The sequence below is a fragment of the Citrobacter sp. wls711 genome (assembly GCF_005281055.1).
In the GTDB taxonomy this organism is placed as follows: Bacteria; Pseudomonadota; Gammaproteobacteria; order Enterobacterales; family Enterobacteriaceae; genus Citrobacter; species Citrobacter gillenii.
In genome coordinates, this window is sequence record NZ_SZXC01000023.1 from 54594 (window position 1) to 74316 (window position 19723).

The following is a 19723-nucleotide window of genomic DNA, read 5'->3' on the forward strand; positions in this document are numbered from 1 at the left end:
AATGGGGATTGTCAGGATGAATATGAAGGGTAAAGCGTTATTGGCAGGATGTATCGCCCTGTCTTTGAGCAATATGGCCTTTGCTAAGGATATTAAAGTTGCCGTCGTCGGCGCGATGTCGGGTCCGGTGGCGCAGTATGGCGACCAGGAGTTTACCGGTGCAGAACAGGCGATTGCAGACATTAACGCCAAAGGCGGCGTGAAGGGTGACAAGCTGGTCGTGGTGAAATACGACGATGCCTGTGACCCGAAACAGGCGGTAGCGGTTGCCAACAAAGTGGTTAACGACGGGATTAAATACGTTATCGGTCACCTGTGCTCGTCTTCTACTCAGCCCGCGTCAGATATCTATGAAGACGAAGGCATTCTGATGATCACCCCGGCGGCAACCGCGCCGGAACTGACCGCGCGTGGCTATAATCTGGTGATGCGTACCACTGGCCTGGACTCTGATCAGGGGCCAACCGCCGCTAAATATATTGTTGAAAAAGTGAAGCCGAAACGCATTGCCATCGTTCACGACAAGCAGCAGTACGGCGAAGGTCTGGCGCGCTCTGTGCAAGACAATCTGAAGAAAGCGAATGCTGATGTGGTGTTCTTTGACGGTATCACCGCCGGTGAGAAAGACTTCTCCACCCTGGTGGCGCGTCTGAAGAAAGATAACATCGACTTTGTTTACTACGGTGGCTACCACCCGGAAATGGGGCAGATCCTGCGTCAGGCGCGTGCTGCTGGCCTGAAAACCCAGTTTATGGGACCAGAAGGGGTGGCGAACGTGTCGCTGTCTAACATCGCCGGTGAATCTGCGGAAGGCTTACTGGTGACCAAGCCGAAGAACTATGACCAGGTTCCGGCGAACAAACCGATCGTGGATGCCATCAAGGCCAAGAAACAGGATCCAAGCGGCGCGTTTGTTTGGACCACCTACGCTGCGTTGCAATCATTGCAGGCTGGTCTGAACCATTCCGACGATCCGGCTGAAATTGCTAAATACCTGAAAGCAAACTCTGTTGAAACCGTGATGGGGCCGCTATCATGGGATGCGAAGGGTGACCTGAAAGGCTTCGAGTTCGGCGTGTTTGACTGGCATGCTAATGGTACGGCTACAGACGCTAAATGAGTAACTGCCCGGTGGCGCTTTGCTTACCGGGCCTACAGCGAGCACTTCGTAGGCCGGATAAGCGTCAGCGCCATCCGGCTTTTTTATTACCGCTTCTCCCAGCCATCCGCCTGTGCGCTAAACCCTAATGCCTGCATAAATGCGGCCATCACGCCGCGGTCTTCCACGCCTACATCTGCCATCCACCATGAACTCACGTCAGGGTTTTCGCGGATCACTTCTTCGATCAAATACTGCCCGACGCCGCGACGGCGGGTGATTTCGCGTATGCGTAAGGAATCCAGCGCGCCTTGCGTACCGCTCAGGGTTACGCGTACTGCGCCTAACAGGCGTTCATTAAACCGCGCGGCATAGATCCGGTGAGCGTCATCGACGCGTAGAGATGAGGCGGAATATTCCGGCCAGATTTTGCCCAGATCGATAGTGTCCTGAGCGCTAAAGTTTTCTAAACGAATGATGGTCAGCTTCATTGACAGCATGTCCAAGTCACAAAAGATGAAATCAGTGTACCGAAATACTTCCCCCGGATGCTTTCTCTTTTTTATGTGAATAACCAGGTGATTAATTTTATAACAACGATAATGACAGTTTGAAACATTAGGCATTGAAAAACAGGCAGGATATTACCCTGGAATGCAGCATTTTATTCCGCTCTTTGTGCCATTATTTTATGCTGACAAGCGTGCTTTTTTTTGTTTATCTATAGTGAAAAGCAGAATATTATCTTTTCTTAATCGACTGAAAAATAGAGATTTTAGCGTTATTTTGCTTAAAAAACTGTGCTAAACCATTAATGAGACTGGTAAAAATAGTACAGTTCAAAAAAAGCACAGTCTGCTTTTTAACCATATAAATACAAAATAAATACACAACATCACGAATGGGGATTCAGGAATGAAAAGGAATGCGAAGACAATCATCGCAGGGGTAATCGCACTGGCAATGTCGCACACGGCTATGGCGGAGGAGATCAAAGTCGCTGTGGTCGGGGCAATGTCAGGTCCGGTCGCGCAGTGGGGCGATATGGAATTCAATGGCGCGCGTCAGGCGATTAAAGATATTAATGCCAAAGGTGGCATCAAAGGCGACAAGCTGGTGGGCGTGGAATATGACGACGCCTGCGATCCAAAACAGGCGGTGGCCGTGGCGAATAAAATCGTTAACGACGGCATTCAGTATGTGATTGGTCACCTGTGCTCATCGTCGACTCAACCTGCATCCGACATCTACGAAGATGAAGGCATCCTGATGATTTCCCCGGGTGCCACCAACCCGGAACTGACGCAGCGCGGTTATGCGCACATCATGCGTACGGCCGGTCTGGACTCCTCTCAGGGACCCACCGCGGCGAAATATATTCTTGAGACGGTTAAGCCTCAGCGTATTGCCATCATCCATGATAAGCAGCAGTACGGTGAAGGACTGGCGCGCTCGGTACAAGACAGCCTGAAAGCGGGCAAAGCCAATATCGTCTTCTTTGATGGGATCACTGCCGGAGAAAAAGATTTTTCTGCGCTGATTGCCCGTCTGAAGAAAGAAAACATCGACTTCGTTTATTACGGCGGCTACTACCCGGAAATGGGACAAATGCTGCGTCAGGCACGTTCTGTGGGCCTGAAAACGCAGTTTATGGGTCCAGAAGGCGTGGGTAATGCGTCACTGTCCAACATCGCGGGCGAGGCAGGCGAAGGCATGCTGGTGACCATGCCAAAACGCTATGACCAGGATCCGGCGAATAAGGCTATCGTCGATGCGCTCAAAGCGGACAAGAAAGATCCGACCGGACCATATGTGTGGATCACCTACGCTGCTGTGCAGTCGCTGGCAACCGCTTTGGATCGCAGCGGCAGCAAAGAACCGCTGGATCTGGTGAAAGATTTAAAAGCACACGGGGCTGATACCGTGATTGGGCCGCTGAATTGGGATGAAAAAGGCGATCTAAAGGGATTTGAGTTTGGTGTCTTCCAGTGGCACGCCGACGGGTCGTCCTCGGTAGCCAAATAATTATCCCACCGCCCGGTGATGCCGGGCGGGTATGAAAAGGTTTGCATATGTCCGAGCAGTTCCTCTATTTCTTACAGCAGATGTTTAACGGCGTCACGCTGGGAAGCACCTACGCGCTGATCGCCATCGGTTACACGATGGTGTACGGCATTATCGGCATGATCAACTTCGCCCACGGCGAGGTGTATATGATCGGCAGCTATGTCTCCTTTATGATCATCGCTGCGCTAATGATGATGGGTATTGATACCAGCTGGCTGCTGGTAGCGGCCGGATTCGTCGGCGCTATCGTGATTGCCAGCGCCTACGGCTGGAGTATTGAACGCGTGGCATACCGACCCGTGCGCAGCTCCAAGCGCCTGATTGCGCTGATTTCCGCCATCGGGATGTCCATCTTCCTGCAAAACTACGTCAGCCTGACCGAAGGCTCGCGCGACGTGGCGCTGCCCAGCCTGTTTAACGGCCAGTGGACCATCGGCAGTAGCGAAAACTTCTCTGCCTCCATTACGACCATGCAGGCAGTTATCTGGGTTGTGACCTTTGTAGCCATGCTGGCGCTGACGATTTTCATCCGCTACTCGCGTATGGGCCGTGCGTGTCGCGCCTGTGCAGAAGATCTGAAAATGGCCAGCCTGCTCGGTATTAACACTGACCGCGTGATTGCGCTGACTTTTGTGATCGGTGCGGCGATGGCGGCAGTGGCGGGTGTGCTACTCGGCCAGTTCTACGGCGTTATCAACCCGTACATCGGCTTTATGGCCGGGATGAAAGCCTTTACCGCCGCCGTACTGGGGGGCATCGGTAGCATCCCTGGGGCGATGATTGGCGGTCTGATTCTGGGTGTAGCGGAAGCGCTTTCCTCTGCGTATCTGAGTACGGAATACAAAGACGTGGTGTCGTTTGCACTGCTGATTATCGTGCTGCTGGTGATGCCGACCGGTATTCTGGGTCGCCCGGAGGTAGAGAAAGTATGAAACCAATGCACGTTGCGATGGCGCTGCTCTCTGCCGCCATGTTTTTCATCCTCGCGGGCGTCTTTATGGGCGTTCAGTTAGAGCTGGATGGCACCAAGCTGGTCGTTGATGTCGCCAGTGATATTCGCTGGCAGTGGGTGTTTATCGGCACCGGAGTCGTTTTTCTGTTCCAGCTGCTGCGCCCGGCTTTCCAGCACAGCATGAAGCGAGTTTCCGGCCCGAAGTTTATTCTGCCGGCGATTGACGGCTCCACCGTCAAACAAAAACTGTTCCTGGTGGCGCTGCTGGTGATTGCCGTAGCGTGGCCGTTTATGGTCTCACGCGGCACGGTCGATATCGCCACCCTGACGATGATTTATATTATCCTCGGTCTGGGCTTGAACGTGGTGGTGGGGCTGTCTGGTCTGCTGGTGCTGGGCTACGGAGGTTTTTATGCTATCGGTGCTTACACCTTCGCGCTGTTGAACCACTATTACGGTCTCGGTTTCTGGACCTGCCTACCGCTGGCAGGCCTGGTCTCTGCGGCAGCGGGTTTCCTGCTCGGCTTCCCGGTACTGCGTCTGCGCGGTGACTATCTGGCGATTGTGACCTTAGGTTTTGGTGAGATCGTCCGTATTCTGTTGCTGAACAATACTGAAGTGACCGGTGGCCCGAACGGCATCAGCCAGATCCCGAAACCGACTCTCTTCGGTCTCGAGTTCAGCCGTAGCGCCCGCGAAGGCGGCTGGGATACCTTCAGCAACTTCTTCGGCGTGAAGTATGACCCGTCTGACCGTGTGATTTTCCTCTATCTGGTGGCGTTGCTGCTGGTGGTTTTCTCACTGTTTGTCATAAACCGCCTGCTGCGTATGCCGCTGGGCCGCGCGTGGGAAGCCTTGCGTGAAGATGAAATCGCCTGCCGCTCGCTGGGCTTAAACCCAACACGTATCAAGCTGACCGCCTTTACCATCAGTGCCGCGTTTGCCGGCTTTGCCGGCACGCTGTTTGCTGCGCGTCAGGGCTTTGTTAGTCCGGAGTCTTTCACTTTTGCTGAATCGGCCTTCGTACTGGCGATTGTAGTCCTCGGTGGCATGGGGTCGCAGTTTGCGGTGATCCTGGCGGCCATTCTGCTGGTGGTGTCACGCGAACTGATGCGTGATTTCAATGAATACAGCATGTTGATGCTCGGTGGTTTGATGGTACTGATGATGATCTGGCGCCCACAGGGGCTTCTGCCGATGACCCGTCCACAGTTGAAGTTGAAAAACGGGCAAGCGAAAGAAGGAGAGCAGGCATGAGTCAGCCATTATTATCCGTGAACGGCCTGATGATGCGCTTCGGCGGTCTGCTGGCGGTCAACAACGTTGAACTGGAACTGAGGCCGCAGGAAATTGTCTCGTTAATCGGGCCAAACGGTGCGGGTAAAACCACGGTTTTCAACTGCCTGACCGGTTTTTACAAGCCGACGGGGGGGACGATCAAACTGCGCGATCAGCATCTGGAAGGGCTGCCGGGCCAGCAAATTGCCCGCATGGGCGTGGTGCGCACCTTCCAGCACGTGCGTCTGTTCCGCGAGATGACGGTGATTGAAAACCTGCTGGTGGCGCAACACCAACAGCTGAAAACCGGTGTCTTCTCCGGATTGCTGAAAACCCCGTCTTTCCGTCGTGCCCAGAGCGAAGCGCTGGACCGTGCTGCCACCTGGCTTGAGCGTATCGGTCTGCTGGAACACGCCAACCGTCAGGCCAGTAACCTGGCCTATGGTGACCAGCGTCGTCTGGAGATTGCTCGTTGCATGGTGACCCAGCCGGAAATCCTGATGCTCGACGAACCTGCCGCGGGACTCAACCCGAAAGAGACTAAAGAGCTGGATGAGCTGATTGCTGAGCTGCGTAATCATCACAACACTTCAATCTTGTTGATTGAACATGACATGAAGCTGGTGATGGGGATTTCAGACCGTATCTACGTGGTGAACCAGGGCACGCCGCTGGCAAACGGGACGCCGGAACAGATTCGTAATAACCCGGATGTCATCCGCGCCTATTTAGGTGAAGCATAATGGGGGCGAGCCAAAAGATGGAAAAAGCGATGTTAACGTTTGACAAGGTGAACGCCCACTACGGAAAGATCCAGGCGCTGCACGACGTCAGTCTGTATATCAATCAGGGTGAGATCGTGACGTTAATCGGTGCCAACGGTGCGGGTAAAACCACGCTGCTCGGTACATTGTGCGGCGATCCGCGAGCGACCAGCGGGCGCATTGTTTTTGATGGTAAAGACATCACCGACTGGCAGACGGCGAAAATCATGCGTGAAGCGGTGGCGATTGTCCCGGAAGGGCGTCGCGTGTTTTCGCGCATGACGGTGGAAGAGAACCTGGCAATGGGCGGCTTCTTTGTTGAACGCAACCAGTTTCAGGAACGCATCAAGTGGGTGTATGACCTGTTCCCACGCCTGCATGAGCGTCGTATTCAGCGGGCGGGCACCATGTCCGGCGGTGAACAGCAGATGCTGGCGATTGGCCGCGCGCTGATGAGCCAGCCACGTCTGCTGCTGCTTGATGAACCATCTCTGGGGCTGGCGCCGATTATCATCCAGCAGATCTTTAACACCATCGAACAGCTGCGTGAGCAGGGGATGACCATCTTCCTCGTCGAGCAGAACGCCAATCAGGCGCTGAAGCTCGCCGATCGCGGCTACGTGCTGGAAAACGGTCATGTGGTACTGGAGGACACCGGCGATGCGCTGCTGGCCAACGAAGCGGTGCGCAGCGCCTATCTGGGCGGGTAATACTCTCTACTGAGATAAGGAGCCGAAATGGCTCCTTATTTGTACATATTAGTTGCACAATTAATCTGTACAGTTCAGGAGGTTTCCATGCGTACAGTTAACTATAGTGAAGCGAGACAGAATCTGGCTGAAGTGCTGGATAGTGCGGTTACCGGAGTCCCCGTCACCATTACGCGACGCGGTCATAAACCTGCGGTCATCATTAGCGCAGAAGAGTTTGAACGTTATCAGGCCGCCAGGCTGGATGATGAATTTGCAGACATTATGATGATTCATGGTAATGAAATCAGGGAGCTGGCGGATAAATGACACTACAAATTATCTCAGCGGAAGAGATAATACAGTTTCACGACAGGCTACTCCGCGTGACGCCTGGTGTTACAGGCATGCCTGATCCCGGTCGTGCGGAAGCGCTGATGTACCGGGTATTAAATCAAATTGAATATGAAGGTGTGACCGATGTGTGGTTGCTGGCAGCCATGCATTTGCTGGCCTTTTCTCGCGGGCACATTTTTAATGATGGTAACAAACAGACCGCGTTGTTTATTACTTTGCTGTTTTTAAAGCGTAATGGGATCGCGCTAGTCTGCAAACCCCGATTTTGTTGCCATGACGGTTGAAGCCGCAGCGGGACGACTCTCGTTAGAACAGATTGCACATCGTCTGCGACAGTAACGTCCAGCCCGTACTCACCTTCCGGCGTTGTAGTACCTGGACCATTACCCAGGGAATCGTAACGCCTCCATCCGTGTCTCAGCTCCCATTTTCCCTTCTCATAACCTTCACTGCCTTGCCATCTCTCTGTCGCCTTACTATCTTTTTTTTGTAATAAAAAAGTTATTTTTCTGTCATTCGAGCATGTCATGTTACCCCCGCGAGCATAAAACGCGTGATATCGCGCATCCGGCACAACAAGAGAGATAACCGATGAAATCGTTACGACATACAGCTTTAGGACTGGCAATCAGCCTGGCATTTGCAGGTCAGGCACTGGCCGTCACCACTATCCCGTTCTGGCATTCAATGGAAGGCGAACTGGGTAAAGAAGTTGATTCACTGGCGCAACGTTTTAATGAATCCAATCCCGACTACAAAATCGTTCCGCAGTACAAAGGCAACTATGAGCAGAGCCTGAGCGCGGGGATCGCCGCATTCCGTACCGGTAACGCGCCTGCTCTGCTGCAGGTTTACGAAGTCGGGACGGCAACCATGATGGCCTCAAAGGCAATTAAGCCGGTCTATGAAGTGTTCAAAGAGGCCGGAATTAACTTTGATGAGTCTCAGTTTGTGCCGACGGTTTCCGGTTATTACACCGACTCTAAAACCGGACATTTGCTCTCCCAGCCGTTTAACAGCTCCACCCCGGTGCTGTACTACAACAAAGATGCCTTCAAAAAAGCCGGTTTAGACCCTGAACAGCCGCCAAAAACCTGGCAGGACCTGGCGGAGTACACCGCGAAGTTGAAGGCTGCAGGCATGAAGTGCGGCTATGCCAGCGGCTGGCAGGGGTGGATCCAGATTGAAAACTTTAGTGCCTGGAACGGTTTGCCGGTCGCCACTAAAAACAATGGTTTTGACGGTACCGATGCGGTGCTGGAGTTTAATAAGCCGGAGCAGGTGAAACATATTGCACTGCTGCAAGAGCTAAACAAGAAGGGTGATTTCAGCTACTTCGGGCGCAAAGATGAATCCACCGAGAAGTTTTACAGCGGTGACTGTGCGATTACCACTGCTTCTTCCGGCTCTCTGGCCGACATCCGTCACTATGCGAAATTCAACTATGGCGTCGGTATGATGCCGTACGATGCCGACGTGAAAGGTGCCCCGCAGAACGCGATTATCGGCGGTGCGAGCCTGTGGGTGATGCAGGGTAAAGACAAAGAAACCTACGCTGGCGTGGCGCAGTTCCTTAACTTCCTGGCGAAGCCTGAAATTGCGGCTGAATGGCACCAGAAAACGGGCTATCTGCCGATCACTACCGCCGCCTACGATCTGACCCGCGAACAGGGTTTTTATGACAAGAACCCGGGGGCGGATACCGCCACGCGTCAGATGCTGAACAAGCCACCGTTGCCGTTCACCAAAGGACTGCGCTTGGGCAATATGCCGCAGATCCGCACCATCGTGGATGAGGAACTGGAAAGCGTCTGGACCGGTAAGAAAACCCCACAGCAAGCGTTGGATACCGCCGTTGAGCGCGGCAACCAGTTACTGCGTCGCTTCGAGCAGTCGACCAAATCTTAAGTGTATAAGTGCCTGATGGCGCTGCGCTTATCAGGCCTACAGCGTTTGTAGGCCGGATAAGGTGCTTGCACCGCCATCCGGCACCTTCCAGGAAAAGAACTGTCATGTCCTCATCCCGACCGGTGTTCCGCTCGCGCTGGCTACCCTATTTATTGGTGGCCCCACAGCTGGCTATCACCCTTATTTTCTTTATCTGGCCTGCGGGTGAAGCGCTGTGGTATTCGCTACAAAGCGTCGATCCATTTGGTTTTTCCAGCCAGTTCGTGGGGCTGGATAATTTTGTCGCGCTGTTTCATGACCCGTACTACCTTGATTCGTTCTGGACCACCATCAAGTTCAGTACGTTAGTCACGGTAAGCGGTCTGTTGGTGTCGCTGTTTTTTGCCGCGCTGGTGAATTACGTGGTGCGCGGCAGCCGTTTCTACCAGACGCTGATGCTGCTGCCTTACGCGGTGGCCCCTGCCGTCGCTGCGGTGCTGTGGATCTTTCTGTTTAATCCAGGGCGCGGGCTGATTACGCATTTTCTCGGTGAGTTTGGCTATGACTGGAATCATGCGCAAAACAGCGGCCAGGCCATGTTCCTCGTGGTATTTGCCTCGGTCTGGAAGCAGATTAGTTACAACTTCCTGTTCTTCTTTGCCGCATTACAGTCTATTCCTCGCTCGCTGATAGAAGCCGCCGCGATTGACGGTGCGGGTCCAATCCGGCGCTTCTTCAAGCTGGCGTTGCCGCTGATTGCCCCGGTGAGTTTTTTCCTGCTGGTGGTGAATCTGGTGTACGCCTTCTTTGACACCTTCCCGGTGATTGATGCCGCCACGGCGGGCGGGCCGGTGCAGGCGACGACCACGCTGATTTATAAGATCTACCGTGAAGGATTTGTCGGGCTGGATCTGGCGTCTTCCGCTGCACAATCGGTGGTGCTGATGTTCCTCGTTATTATTTTGACCGTGGTGCAGTTCCGCTATGTGGAAAGTAAGGTGCGTTACCAATGATTGAGAACCGTCGCTGGCTGACAATATTCAGCCATACCCTGCTGATTCTGGGGATCATGGTGATCCTGTTCCCGCTGTACGTTGCGTTTGTGGCGGCGACGCTGGACAACCAGGCGGTATATGACACGCCGATGACGCTGATCCCCGGAACCCATCTGCTGGATAACATGCACACCATCTGGGTCAACGGGGTGGGCGTGAACAGCGCACCATTCTGGTTGATGATGCTCAACAGTTTCATCATGGCGTTCAGCATTACGCTGGGGAAAATTACGGTGTCGATGCTCTCCGCATTCGCCATCGTCTGGTTTCGCTTTCCGCTGCGTAACCTGCTCTTCTGGATGATTTTTATTACGTTGATGCTGCCGGTGGAGGTGCGAATTTTCCCGACGGTAGAGGTGATCGCCAACCTGAAAATGCTCGACAGCTACGCAGGTCTGACGCTGCCGCTGATGGCATCCGCCACCGCGACATTCCTGTTCCGCCAGTTCTTTATGACCCTGCCAGATGAACTGGTGGAAGCGGCGCGTATTGACGGCGCATCACCGATGCGTTTTTTCCGCGACATCGTGCTGCCGCTGTCAAAAACCAATCTGGCGGCGCTGTTCGTCATCACCTTTATTTACGGCTGGAACCAGTATTTGTGGCCGTTGTTGATTATTACCGACGTGAACCTGGGCACGGCGGTGGCGGGTATCAAAGGCATGATCGCCACCGGTGAAGGTACGACGCAGTGGAACCACGTGATGGCAGCTATGCTGCTGACGCTTATCCCTCCGGTAATCATCGTGTTAGCCATGCAGCGCGCGTTTGTGCGTGGTTTAGTGGACAGTGAGAAATAAAATGGCAGGACTAAAACTACAGGCAGTAACCAAAAGCTGGGACAGTAAAACCCAGGTAATTAAACCGCTGACGCTGGACGTTGCGGACGGGGAATTTATTGTAATGGTCGGGCCGTCCGGCTGCGGTAAGTCTACGCTGCTGCGGATGGTCGCCGGACTGGAGCGGGTGAGCAGCGGCGATATCTGGATTGAAAATAAGCGCGTCACCGAGATGGAGCCGAAAGATCGCGGTATTGCGATGGTGTTCCAGAATTACGCGCTCTACCCGCATATGAGTGTGGAAGAAAACATGGCCTGGGGGCTGAAAATTCGCGGCATGAGCAAAGTGCACATTGCCGAGCGCGTGAACGATGCCGCGCGCATCCTCGAGCTGAGCGAACTGCTCAAACGTCGCCCACGCGAGCTTTCCGGTGGCCAGCGTCAGCGTGTGGCTATGGGACGGGCGATTGTGCGCGAACCGGCAGTATTTCTGTTTGATGAGCCGCTTTCCAACCTTGATGCCAAGCTGCGCGTGCAGATGCGTCTGGAGTTACAACATCTGCACCGGCGACTGAAAACCACCTCACTTTACGTAACCCACGATCAGGTCGAAGCTATGACCCTTGCCCAGCGGGTACTGGTGATGAACAAAGGCGTCGCCGAACAAATCGGTACGCCGGTTGAGGTGTACGAAAAACCGGCCAGCTGCTTTGTGGCGAGCTTTATCGGCAGTCCGGCCATGAACCTTCTGGACGGGCGTATCAGCGCCACGGGCCATCATTTTGAGCTGGAGAGCGGCATGATGTTGCCCCTCGGCAAGGATTATTCGCGCCATATTGGGCGTAACATGACGCTGGGTATCCGCCCGGAGCATATTGCGCTAAGCTCGCAGGCCGAAGGCGGCGTGCCGCAGGTGCTAGACACCCTGGAAATGCTGGGCGCGGATAACCTGGCCCACGGGCGCTGGGGCGAGCAGAAGCTGGTGGTGCGGCTGGCGCATCAGCATCGCCCGACGGCAGGCAGCACGCTGTGGCTGCATTTGCCCGAAAACCATATGCATCTCTTTGATGGCGAAACAGGACAACGAGTATGAGTAACTGGCCTTATCCCCATATTGTCGCCCATCGTGGTGGCGGTAAACTGGCCCCGGAAAACACGCTGGCGGCAATCGATGTGGGGGCGCGATTCGGGCATACCATGATCGAATTTGACGCGAAATTGTCAAAAGATGGCGAGATCTTCTTACTGCACGACGACAACCTTGAACGCACCAGCAACGGCTGGGGCGTCGCTGGGGAGCTGAACTGGCAGGATCTGCTGCGCGTTGATGCCGGGGGCTGGTTTAGCGGCGAGTTCAAAGGCGAGCCGTTACCGTTGCTTTCTCAGGTAGCGGACCGCTGCCGTCAGCATCGCATGATGGCCAATATTGAGATTAAACCCACTACGGGTCGCGAGGCACTCACCGGCAGAGCCGTTGCGCTGGCAGCGCGTGAACTCTGGGCTGACATGACGCCGCCGCTGCTGTCATCCTTTGACATTGAGGCTCTTGAAGCTGCACAGCAGGCCGCACCGGAACTGCCGCGCGGGCTGCTGCTTGATGAATGGCGTGACGACTGGCGCGAACTCACGTCGCGGCTGGGCTGCGTTTCTCTTCATCTAAACTATACGCTGCTGGATGAAGCGCGTGTCGATGCGATACGTGATGCCGGGTTACGCATTCTGGTGTACACCGTCAACCGTCCCCAGCGCGCGGCAGAGCTATTGCGCTGGGGGGTGGATTGCATCTGTACCGATGCCATTGATGTCATTGGGCCGGATTTTCAGCCCTATTAAGGCCCAATCGTTTTTAACGGCACGTTAGGCTGCGGCGTGCTGGAAGGCTTAAGCATGTCGCCGTTCTTTTTCTCCGACAGCATTTGCTGCTGTTTATTCAGCGTGCTGTCCGGATTGCGGTTGGTGTTTAGCATCCCACCGTTGTTGTTGGGTAGCATTTGCTGTTGGCTGGTATTCAACTCCCCCGGCTGAGACTGGCGCACGCGCTGGGAGTTGGTGTTGATCTGATTTTCCATATGCTGCTGTTGCATGCGCGTCTGCGTCTGCAACTGTTGGTTCAGCATCCCTTTCTGCTGAATTTGCTGTGATTGCATTTGTGTCTGCATCCGCTGCTGACTCGGGATCTGATAACCCGGTTGATTCGGGTTGTTCATGGTGTTGATGGGCTGTGCAAAGCCTGCAAACGGCAATAGCATGGCTAAAATCAAGAGTCGTTTCATCGCTTTTCTCCTCTCGGGGATCTCTTTAGTTTACTCCTTTCTCGCCGTTACGATGGTTATTTCAGAGTTATGCACCAGGCTTAGTGGGGGCAGACCCCCGTACATCTGGAGAATAACGATGATAAAACCGACGTTTATACGCCGGGTAGCCATTGCTGCTCTGCTCTCAGGAAGCTGTTTCAGCGCGGCTGCCGCACCGGCTGCGCCGCCAGTATCATATGGCGTGGAAGAAGATGTGTTCCATCCCGTGCGCGCGCAGCAGGGGATGGTTGCCTCCGTGGATGCGATGGCCACGCAGGTTGGGGTAGATATCTTAAAGCAGGGGGGTAACGCGGTAGATGCTGCCGTGGCCGTGGGGTATGCACTGGCGGTGACGCATCCCCAGGCGGGGAACCTGGGCGGCGGTGGATTTATGCTGCTGCGCACCAAAGACGGGAATACGACCGCTATCGATTTCCGTGAAATGGCGCCGGCTAACGCCACGCGTGATATGTTCCTCGACGATCAGGGCAATCCGGACAGTAAAAAATCGCTAACCTCGCATCTGGCTTCCGGCACGCCGGGGACCGTGGCCGGATTCTCGCTGGCACTGGAAAAATATGGCACCCTGCCACTCAACAAAGTGGTACGCCCGGCGATGAAGTTGGCGGCAGAGGGGTTTGTGGTAAACGATGCGCTGGCTGACGATCTCAAAACCTACGGCAGCGAAGTGATCCCCAACCACGAGAACAGCAAAGCTATTTTCTGGAAAGACGGCGAACCGCTGAAAAAGGGCGACAAGCTGGTACAGAAAAACCTGGCGAAAAGCCTCGAGATGATTGCCGAGAATGGCCCGGATGCGTTTTATAAAGGGGCGATTGCCGATCAGATAGCCGAGGAGATGAAGAAGAACGGCGGGCTGATGAGCAAAGACGATTTAGCCGCTTATAAAGCCGTGGAGCGTAAACCGATTAGCGGCGACTATCGCGGATACCAGGTCTTCTCGATGCCGCCCCCGTCCTCTGGCGGTATTCATATTGTGCAGATCCTTAATATTCTCGAAAACTTCGATATGAAGAAATACGGATTTGGCAGCGCCGATGCCATGCAGGTGATGGCGGAGGCGGAGAAGTATGCTTACGCCGACCGCTCTGAATACCTTGGCGATCCGGATTTTGTGAAGGTACCGTGGCAGGCGCTGACCAACAAAGCGTATGCCAAATCGCTTGCCGAGCAGATCGATATCAATAAAGCCAAACCCTCCAGTCAGATCAAACCGGGCAAGCTTGCCCCGTACGAAAGTAACCAAACCACCCACTTCTCGGTGGTGGATAAAGACGGCAACGCCGTGGCGGTGACCTATACCCTGAACACCACCTTCGGCACCGGTATTGTGGCGGGTAACACCGGTATTCTGCTCAATAATGAAATGGATGACTTCTCTGCCAAACCGGGTGTCCCGAACGTTTACGGGCTGGTGGGCGGTGATGCCAACGCGGTCGGGCCGAATAAGCGCCCGCTGTCGTCCATGTCGCCGACCATCGTAGTGAAAGACGGCAAAACCTGGCTGGTTACCGGCAGCCCTGGCGGCAGTCGTATTATCACCACTGTGCTGCAAATGGTGGTCAACAGCATTGATTTTGGAATGAACGTCGCCGAAGCCACCAATGCACCGCGTTTCCATCATCAGTGGTTGCCGGATGAGCTGCGCATCGAGAAAGGCTTCAGCCCGGACACCATCAAACTGTTGGAACAGAAAGGGCAAAAAGTCGCGCTCAAAGAGGCGATGGGCAGCACCCAGAGCATTATGGTCGGGCCGGATGGCGCACTGTATGGCGCGTCTGACCCACGCTCCGTGGATGATTTAACGGCGGGGTACTAAGAATGACGGCCCTCTTCGGTGGAAGAGGGCTTATCGGGTCGTTCTGGCTGTTAACTCATTTCGTTTAGCAACTTTTGGCCTTGGATGGATACGCGATAATAATCCATACCTGACGGTGTCCTTGTTACTATGTCGACTAAACCGGCTTTGGATAGGTTATCCACGAGCTTGGCAACGTTACCCACCCCATCCATATTCCTGAGGGTCATTGCACGATCAAGATTATACCAGGTCCAATTTACATCATCTCTGGATGCCAGTAATTTCAAAATGTTCAGTTCAGTATTGTTTACCATGATGGTGCGTCCGGGTGATAAAGGTCATTACCAGTTATTCTATAATCTTCGAGAGTGGATGTATGCGTATTATTCCAAAGATCATAAGCCTCTTGGTTATCGCTTGGTCTGCCGGTTTCCCAACCTAAATTACAGTAGCGTTGATACTCTCGGCATTCATGAGTGTAGTAGTTTAAATCCACTTGTTCTGGTAGTAAGTTACCGTTAGCTATTTTTTTCAAACGGCTAACCATGAACTCATTACCTGGGTCTGGATCGAAGCGAGATATATGTTTTTCCACAATTGCAATTCCTTCATGGGTAATATTTACGCCTTCAGTTGTAAGATGTTCAACTGGACCTCCTGCTTTATTTGGATCAAATGGTCTTGATGTATAGGTTCCTTTTGCCCCAAAATGCTCCAGTTCTTGTAGTTCAGGGAACCTCATTCTGCCCATTGTTAATCCAGCAGCTACTGAAGCACCAAGGATAAGCAATCCTTTGTTATCCATAACCTGCTCGTAACCCGCAGGAGCATCGCCCCCCAACTTTTCCGCCGTTTCCCTGAAACCGTCGATATTCCCGTTGTAGATCCCTCCGGCCGCAAGCAGTCTGCCAACCCCTTTGCTGTTTAACGTTTTGAGGCCGTTGTCTGCGGGGGTTTTGGGACGGGGGATAAACAGGCGGTTATAGTTTTCGGGCAACGCCAGGTAGCTGCACTCAGTGTTGGCAATAAGATGTTTGCAGAGGATATATTCATAGTTGATGGTTATTGTTTCTGTATCTAAATTATTCTCGCTGAATTGGTTTTGAATGGCTGATAGAAATGCTCCCCGCAGTTGAATATAATAATACTTCTCCCATCTACCGAATCTATTGATGCGGTAGAAATAAAACTCCATATATAACTGCTCGTTGTTGTTAATAGCATTAACAAATAATGGGGTGCTTTTATCTATCAGTTTACAAAATCGCAGTCCGTGCAAATGAGAACCTGCGCCAGTACTGGTTATACTATTAGTGAACGAAAAGGTAAAAATTTCGTCTTCGTGCCCTATTTGCCAGCGGTTACCCACGGATGCAATGGTTCCACATCCATCAGAAATAGCCCCTTGCTGTTGTCCTGAAACCATCAGATAGACGATATCACTCATGAAATCCTTATCCTTTTATTACGTGTTATCGTAAAAATGGTAATTTTTCTCTTTGTTTTTATTTACGCTTTCTGATGGTGTTAGTATATAGCAGAAACAAAACGTTTCATTTTAAGTGAATATTCTTGAGGGGATTCTGAATATAAATAACCAAGGAGAGAAGTTTTTATATATTTAATAATGGGGGGATATTGAAAGAATAATTGTTGATGTTTTTTTTATTCACATCAGTGGCCTACATCGTGCTATACGCTGTAGGCCTTATCTGTCAGCTAGGGAACGTACCGTTGCTGTGATTCAGACCAGCGATATATGCGACTGCTTTTATCCTCAAGGTTAACACGCTCTACGTCATAAAAACCGGCGGTCTTTGCCGCGCGTATTTTCAGGATGTACTTACTTTCGCTGATGTCGTGCTGTCGCGTTCCGTCCTGATTCCAGTCCCCGGCGATATCCTGATATTGGTAAACAAGGTTGGAAAACACATTGATTATCTTGTTGTCTTTGATCGCGTAGAGCTCCAGCACTTCATAAAATGCACCGCCGCCGGAATACGCATTTGCGTACCCGCCGCGTACCCCGAATGCCAGGGTATCGGGTGCGATCCGATAAGGGGCCAGATCCAGTTTGGTGTAATAAGCCAGCGGTTTGACGGACTCATCATCACTCTGCGCTTCGGCGTTTTCATTCCACGTTGAGAGCTGGTCCAGCGGTTTTTCTGAACGTGCGATCGGCTGCAACTGTTGATTCTGCCAGGAAAAAACGCCGAGATATAATTTATTGACGCGGCTGGTGCTGTAATTTTCCGGACAGCCGTTATCTGCGCGTTTCCTGGTTTGTTCTGCCTCTGCCTGATTATCGGCAAAACAGGCGACGCCAATGTATTTCCCGTTTTTGCCCCAGGCTTTGGCACCGGTCATAATCAGGTTTTTGGGGTCTTCATTCGGCGCAACCCAGCTAATCCATTGCGCTACCTCTAACCCTTGCGGCAGTTCACCAAACCCTTTGGCGGGCGTTGCCCCCATCATTTGCTCGGCGAAAATCTGCTTGCCTTCCGGATGGTGAATGGCGTTGGGGATGGAATCCACATTTTGTACGGTCATGGCGTAGCCGGGGGAAATCGTTGCCAGCAGAACCAGCGATATAACCTTTTTCACGATGCGTCCTTTCAATAAAAAGGGCGAGATGACTCGCCCAACCATTACTTCACGCGCGCCATAAAGTACGCATCAACGTACTCACCGTTGCGCAGGCCATATTTCTTACCGGTCCCTTCGATTTCAAAGCCATACTTTTTGTACACCGCCACAGCAGGTTCATTATCGACAAACACCGTCAGCTCAATGCGCTCGACGCGCAGCCAGTTGTCGCACATGTCGATCATGGTGCGGATGAGCGCGCTGGCGACGCCGCGATTTTGCCAGCGGGCATCTACGCAGATCCCAAAATCAGCGACGTGACTGCGGCGCGGGCGCTGGGTGACTTCAATGCATAGGTGCCCCACGACAATATCATCAATGCAGGCAACCAGTTGTTTGACACCGGTGCGCTCGGCGAGCCGTTCTTGCCACATCTCCATGGAAGGATGAGGAACCTGTAGCGTATTGTGATACACCTCCGGCTGGGCATGGATTTGACGAATGGCGTCGTAATCTTTCTTTTCAGCGTGGCGTATCACTATCTCACTCATTCCTTATCTCCTGCAGGGTTAATTGTGTATTTACACTCGCTGAGAAAGAAAAATCCGTCAACTGCATTTTTTTTGCAAAAAGAAGTAGACAAGTGCGAATGAGAATGATTATTATTGCTCTGCGTTCAGGGGAACCCTACGGAGAACCTGAAAGCACGACATTGCTCACATTGCTTCCAGTATTACTTTAGCCAGCTTTTGCTGGCTTTTTTTTTGGGGTTTTGTTTCAGCCTGGCTTACTTGCCATTTTGTCCCCGGGAAGTGCTCGTGCTCCTCACGTACATTTAGTACGCTCCGGGCCCTGCGCGCTTGCCGTGAACAAACTGACCGCGACGCCGCCGGCCGATCTTGAGGCTACTGCTTTTGTAGGCCGGATAAGGCTCCGCCGCATCCGGCACGATGATAGGATGGATTCAGTCTCCCCCCACTTTGCGCTATGGTGTAGGCAATCACCTTCAAAAGGATTGCCTTATGACCTTACACTGCGCATTCATTGGGTTTGGTAAAAGCACCACCCGCTACCATTTACCGTACGTTCTCAACCGTAAAGACAGCTGGCACGTGGCGCATATCTTCCGTCGTCACGCCAAGCCGGAAGAGCAGGCACCGCAATATTCACACATCCACTTTACCAGCGACCTCGACGAGGTATTAAACGATCCGCAGGTGAAGCTGGTGATCGTCTGCACACATGCAGACAGCCACTTTGAATACGCAAAGCGTGCGCTGGAAGCGGGTAAAAACGTGCTGGTGGAGAAACCGTTCACACCAACGCTGGCAGAGGCAAAAGCGCTGTTCGAACTGGCGCAAAGCAAGGGGCTGATCGTTACGCCGTACCAGAATCGCCGCTTCGATTCCTGCTTCCTCACCGCCAAAAAGGCGATTGAGAGCGGCAAGTTGGGCGAGATTGTTGAAGTGGAGAGTCATTTTGACTACTACCGCCCGGTGGTGGAAACTCAGCCGGGTCTGCCACAGGGCGGCGCATTCTATGGGCTGGGCGTACACACCATGGACCAAATTATCTCGTTGTTTGGTCGTCCCGACCACGTTGCCTATGACATCCGTAGCCTGCGCAACAAAGCGAATCCTGATGATACCTTTGAAGCGCAGCTGTTCTACGGTGACCTGAAGGCTATCGTCAAAACCAGCCACCTGGTGAAAATCGACTATCCGAAGTTTATCGTTCACGGCACTAAAGGCTCGTTTGTGAAGTACGGTATCGACCAGCAGGAGACCAGCCTGAAGGCCAATATTATGCCGGGGGAACCCGGTTTTGCCGCCGATGATTCAGTGGGTGTGCTGGAATATGTCAACGATGATGGCATCACGGTGAAAGAAGAGATGAAACCGGAAGTGGGCGACTACGGCCGCGTCTATGATGCGCTGTATCAGTCGCTGACCACCGGTACGCCTAATTACGTCAAGGAATCTGACGTTCTTACTAATCTCGAGATCCTCGAGCGCGCCTTTGAACAGGCAACGCCTGCCACGATAACCCTCGCCAAATAGCGCTAAGTGACGCCTCTGGGCTTGTTCATTTTTT

The 19723-nt window shown here is 53.0% G+C and carries 19 protein-coding genes and 1 pseudogene; 15 read left to right on the forward strand and 5 right to left on the reverse strand.

Going from position 1 to position 19723, the window contains the following annotated elements; all coding sequences use genetic code 11:
- The first annotated feature begins 16 nt into the window (after positions 1-16).
- Positions 17-1120, forward strand: a complete 1104-nt coding sequence (locus FDW98_RS08800; protein ID WP_138140553.1) for a branched-chain amino acid ABC transporter substrate-binding protein — start codon at positions 17-19, stop codon at positions 1118-1120.
- Positions 1121-1206: 86 nt separating this feature from the next.
- On the opposite strand, the gene panM is transcribed toward FDW98_RS08800, so the two are convergent.
- Entirely contained in the window at positions 1207-1590 is a 384-nt protein-coding gene (gene panM, locus FDW98_RS08805) for an aspartate 1-decarboxylase autocleavage activator PanM (RefSeq protein ID WP_096759501.1), read from the reverse strand.
- 424 nt (positions 1591-2014) lie between these two features.
- Between panM and livK the strand changes: the two genes are divergently transcribed.
- From livK to ugpQ, 12 genes and pseudogenes are all read left to right on the forward strand, one after another.
- Positions 2015-3124, forward strand: coding sequence for a high-affinity branched-chain amino acid ABC transporter substrate-binding protein LivK (gene livK, locus FDW98_RS08810; protein WP_096759228.1), 1110 nt, complete (start codon positions 2015-2017; stop codon positions 3122-3124).
- A 47-nt stretch (positions 3125-3171) separates the two neighbouring features.
- A complete protein-coding gene (gene livH, locus FDW98_RS08815) occupies positions 3172-4098 on the forward strand; it encodes a high-affinity branched-chain amino acid ABC transporter permease LivH (RefSeq protein ID WP_096759229.1) in 927 nt (308 codons plus the stop codon).
- On the forward strand, positions 4095-5375 hold the full coding sequence (gene livM / locus FDW98_RS08820) for a branched chain amino acid ABC transporter permease LivM (RefSeq protein ID WP_096759230.1): 1281 nt from the start codon (positions 4095-4097) through the stop codon (positions 5373-5375). Before livH ends, livM begins: the two co-directional genes overlap by 4 nt.
- The gene (gene livG, locus FDW98_RS08825) at positions 5372-6139 is read left to right on the forward strand and encodes a high-affinity branched-chain amino acid ABC transporter ATP-binding protein LivG (RefSeq protein WP_096759231.1); all 768 of its coding nucleotides are present in this window, start codon (positions 5372-5374) and stop codon (positions 6137-6139) included. Before livM ends, livG begins: the two co-directional genes overlap by 4 nt.
- Positions 6140-6156: 17 nt before the next feature.
- Positions 6157-6870: a high-affinity branched-chain amino acid ABC transporter ATP-binding protein LivF gene (gene livF / locus FDW98_RS08830; protein ID WP_096759502.1), complete on the forward strand. Its 714-nt coding sequence runs from the start codon at positions 6157-6159 to the stop codon at positions 6868-6870.
- An 87-nt stretch (positions 6871-6957) separates the two neighbouring features.
- Positions 6958-7179, forward strand: a complete 222-nt coding sequence (locus FDW98_RS08835; protein ID WP_096759232.1) for a type II toxin-antitoxin system Phd/YefM family antitoxin — start codon at positions 6958-6960, stop codon at positions 7177-7179.
- Positions 7176-7545 (forward strand): annotated as a pseudogene (locus FDW98_RS08840) (type II toxin-antitoxin system death-on-curing family toxin). Before FDW98_RS08835 ends, FDW98_RS08840 begins: the two are co-directional and overlap by 4 nt.
- 252 nt (positions 7546-7797) lie before the next feature.
- Complete coding sequence (gene ugpB, locus FDW98_RS08845) at positions 7798-9114, forward strand: sn-glycerol-3-phosphate ABC transporter substrate-binding protein UgpB (protein ID WP_096759233.1); 1317 nt, start codon at positions 7798-7800, stop codon at positions 9112-9114.
- Positions 9115-9218: 104 nt separating this feature from the next.
- A complete protein-coding gene (gene ugpA / locus FDW98_RS08850) occupies positions 9219-10106 on the forward strand; it encodes a sn-glycerol-3-phosphate ABC transporter permease UgpA (RefSeq protein ID WP_096759234.1) in 888 nt (295 codons plus the stop codon).
- A complete protein-coding gene (ugpE, locus tag FDW98_RS08855) occupies positions 10103-10948 on the forward strand; it encodes a sn-glycerol-3-phosphate ABC transporter permease UgpE (RefSeq protein ID WP_096759235.1) in 846 nt (281 codons plus the stop codon). The genes ugpA and ugpE overlap by 4 nt, the downstream gene beginning before the upstream one ends.
- A 1-nt stretch (position 10949) precedes the next feature.
- Positions 10950-12020 (forward strand): sn-glycerol-3-phosphate import ATP-binding protein UgpC, encoded by a 1071-nt coding sequence (locus FDW98_RS08860; RefSeq protein WP_137398832.1) that lies wholly within the window; start codon positions 10950-10952, stop codon positions 12018-12020.
- Positions 12017-12760, forward strand: a complete 744-nt coding sequence (ugpQ, locus tag FDW98_RS08865) for a glycerophosphodiester phosphodiesterase (RefSeq protein WP_096759237.1) — start codon at positions 12017-12019, stop codon at positions 12758-12760. Before FDW98_RS08860 ends, ugpQ begins: the two co-directional genes overlap by 4 nt.
- On the opposite strand, the gene FDW98_RS08870 is transcribed toward ugpQ, so the two are convergent.
- Positions 12757-13200 (reverse strand): DUF2756 family protein, encoded by a 444-nt coding sequence (locus FDW98_RS08870; protein ID WP_096759238.1) that lies wholly within the window; start codon positions 13198-13200, stop codon positions 12757-12759. The two genes, ugpQ and FDW98_RS08870, sit on opposite strands and share 4 nt — an antisense overlap.
- A 118-nt stretch (positions 13201-13318) precedes the next feature.
- Between FDW98_RS08870 and ggt the strand changes: the two genes are divergently transcribed.
- The gene (gene ggt, locus FDW98_RS08875) at positions 13319-15061 is read left to right on the forward strand and encodes a gamma-glutamyltransferase (protein WP_096759239.1); all 1743 of its coding nucleotides are present in this window, start codon (positions 13319-13321) and stop codon (positions 15059-15061) included.
- 289 nt (positions 15062-15350) lie between these two features.
- On the opposite strand, the gene tssD is transcribed toward ggt, so the two are convergent.
- From tssD to yhhY, 3 genes are all read right to left on the reverse strand, one after another.
- Positions 15351-16490, reverse strand: a complete 1140-nt coding sequence (gene tssD, locus FDW98_RS08885) for an Hcp family type VI secretion system effector (RefSeq protein ID WP_096759241.1) — start codon at positions 16488-16490, stop codon at positions 15351-15353.
- A gap of 272 nt (positions 16491-16762) precedes the next feature.
- Positions 16763-17647 (reverse strand): hypothetical protein, encoded by an 885-nt coding sequence (locus FDW98_RS08890; protein WP_096759503.1) that lies wholly within the window; start codon positions 17645-17647, stop codon positions 16763-16765.
- A gap of 44 nt (positions 17648-17691) precedes the next feature.
- A complete protein-coding gene (yhhY, locus tag FDW98_RS08895) occupies positions 17692-18180 on the reverse strand; it encodes an N-acetyltransferase (protein WP_096759242.1) in 489 nt (162 codons plus the stop codon).
- Between the two features lie 471 nt (positions 18181-18651).
- On the opposite strand from yhhY, the gene FDW98_RS08900 reads away from it, so the two are divergent.
- Positions 18652-19689 carry an oxidoreductase gene (locus tag FDW98_RS08900; RefSeq protein WP_096759243.1) on the forward strand — a complete coding sequence of 346 codons (1038 nt, stop codon included), beginning with the start codon at positions 18652-18654 and terminating at the stop codon, positions 19687-19689.
- The last annotated feature ends 34 nt before the right edge of the window (positions 19690-19723 follow it).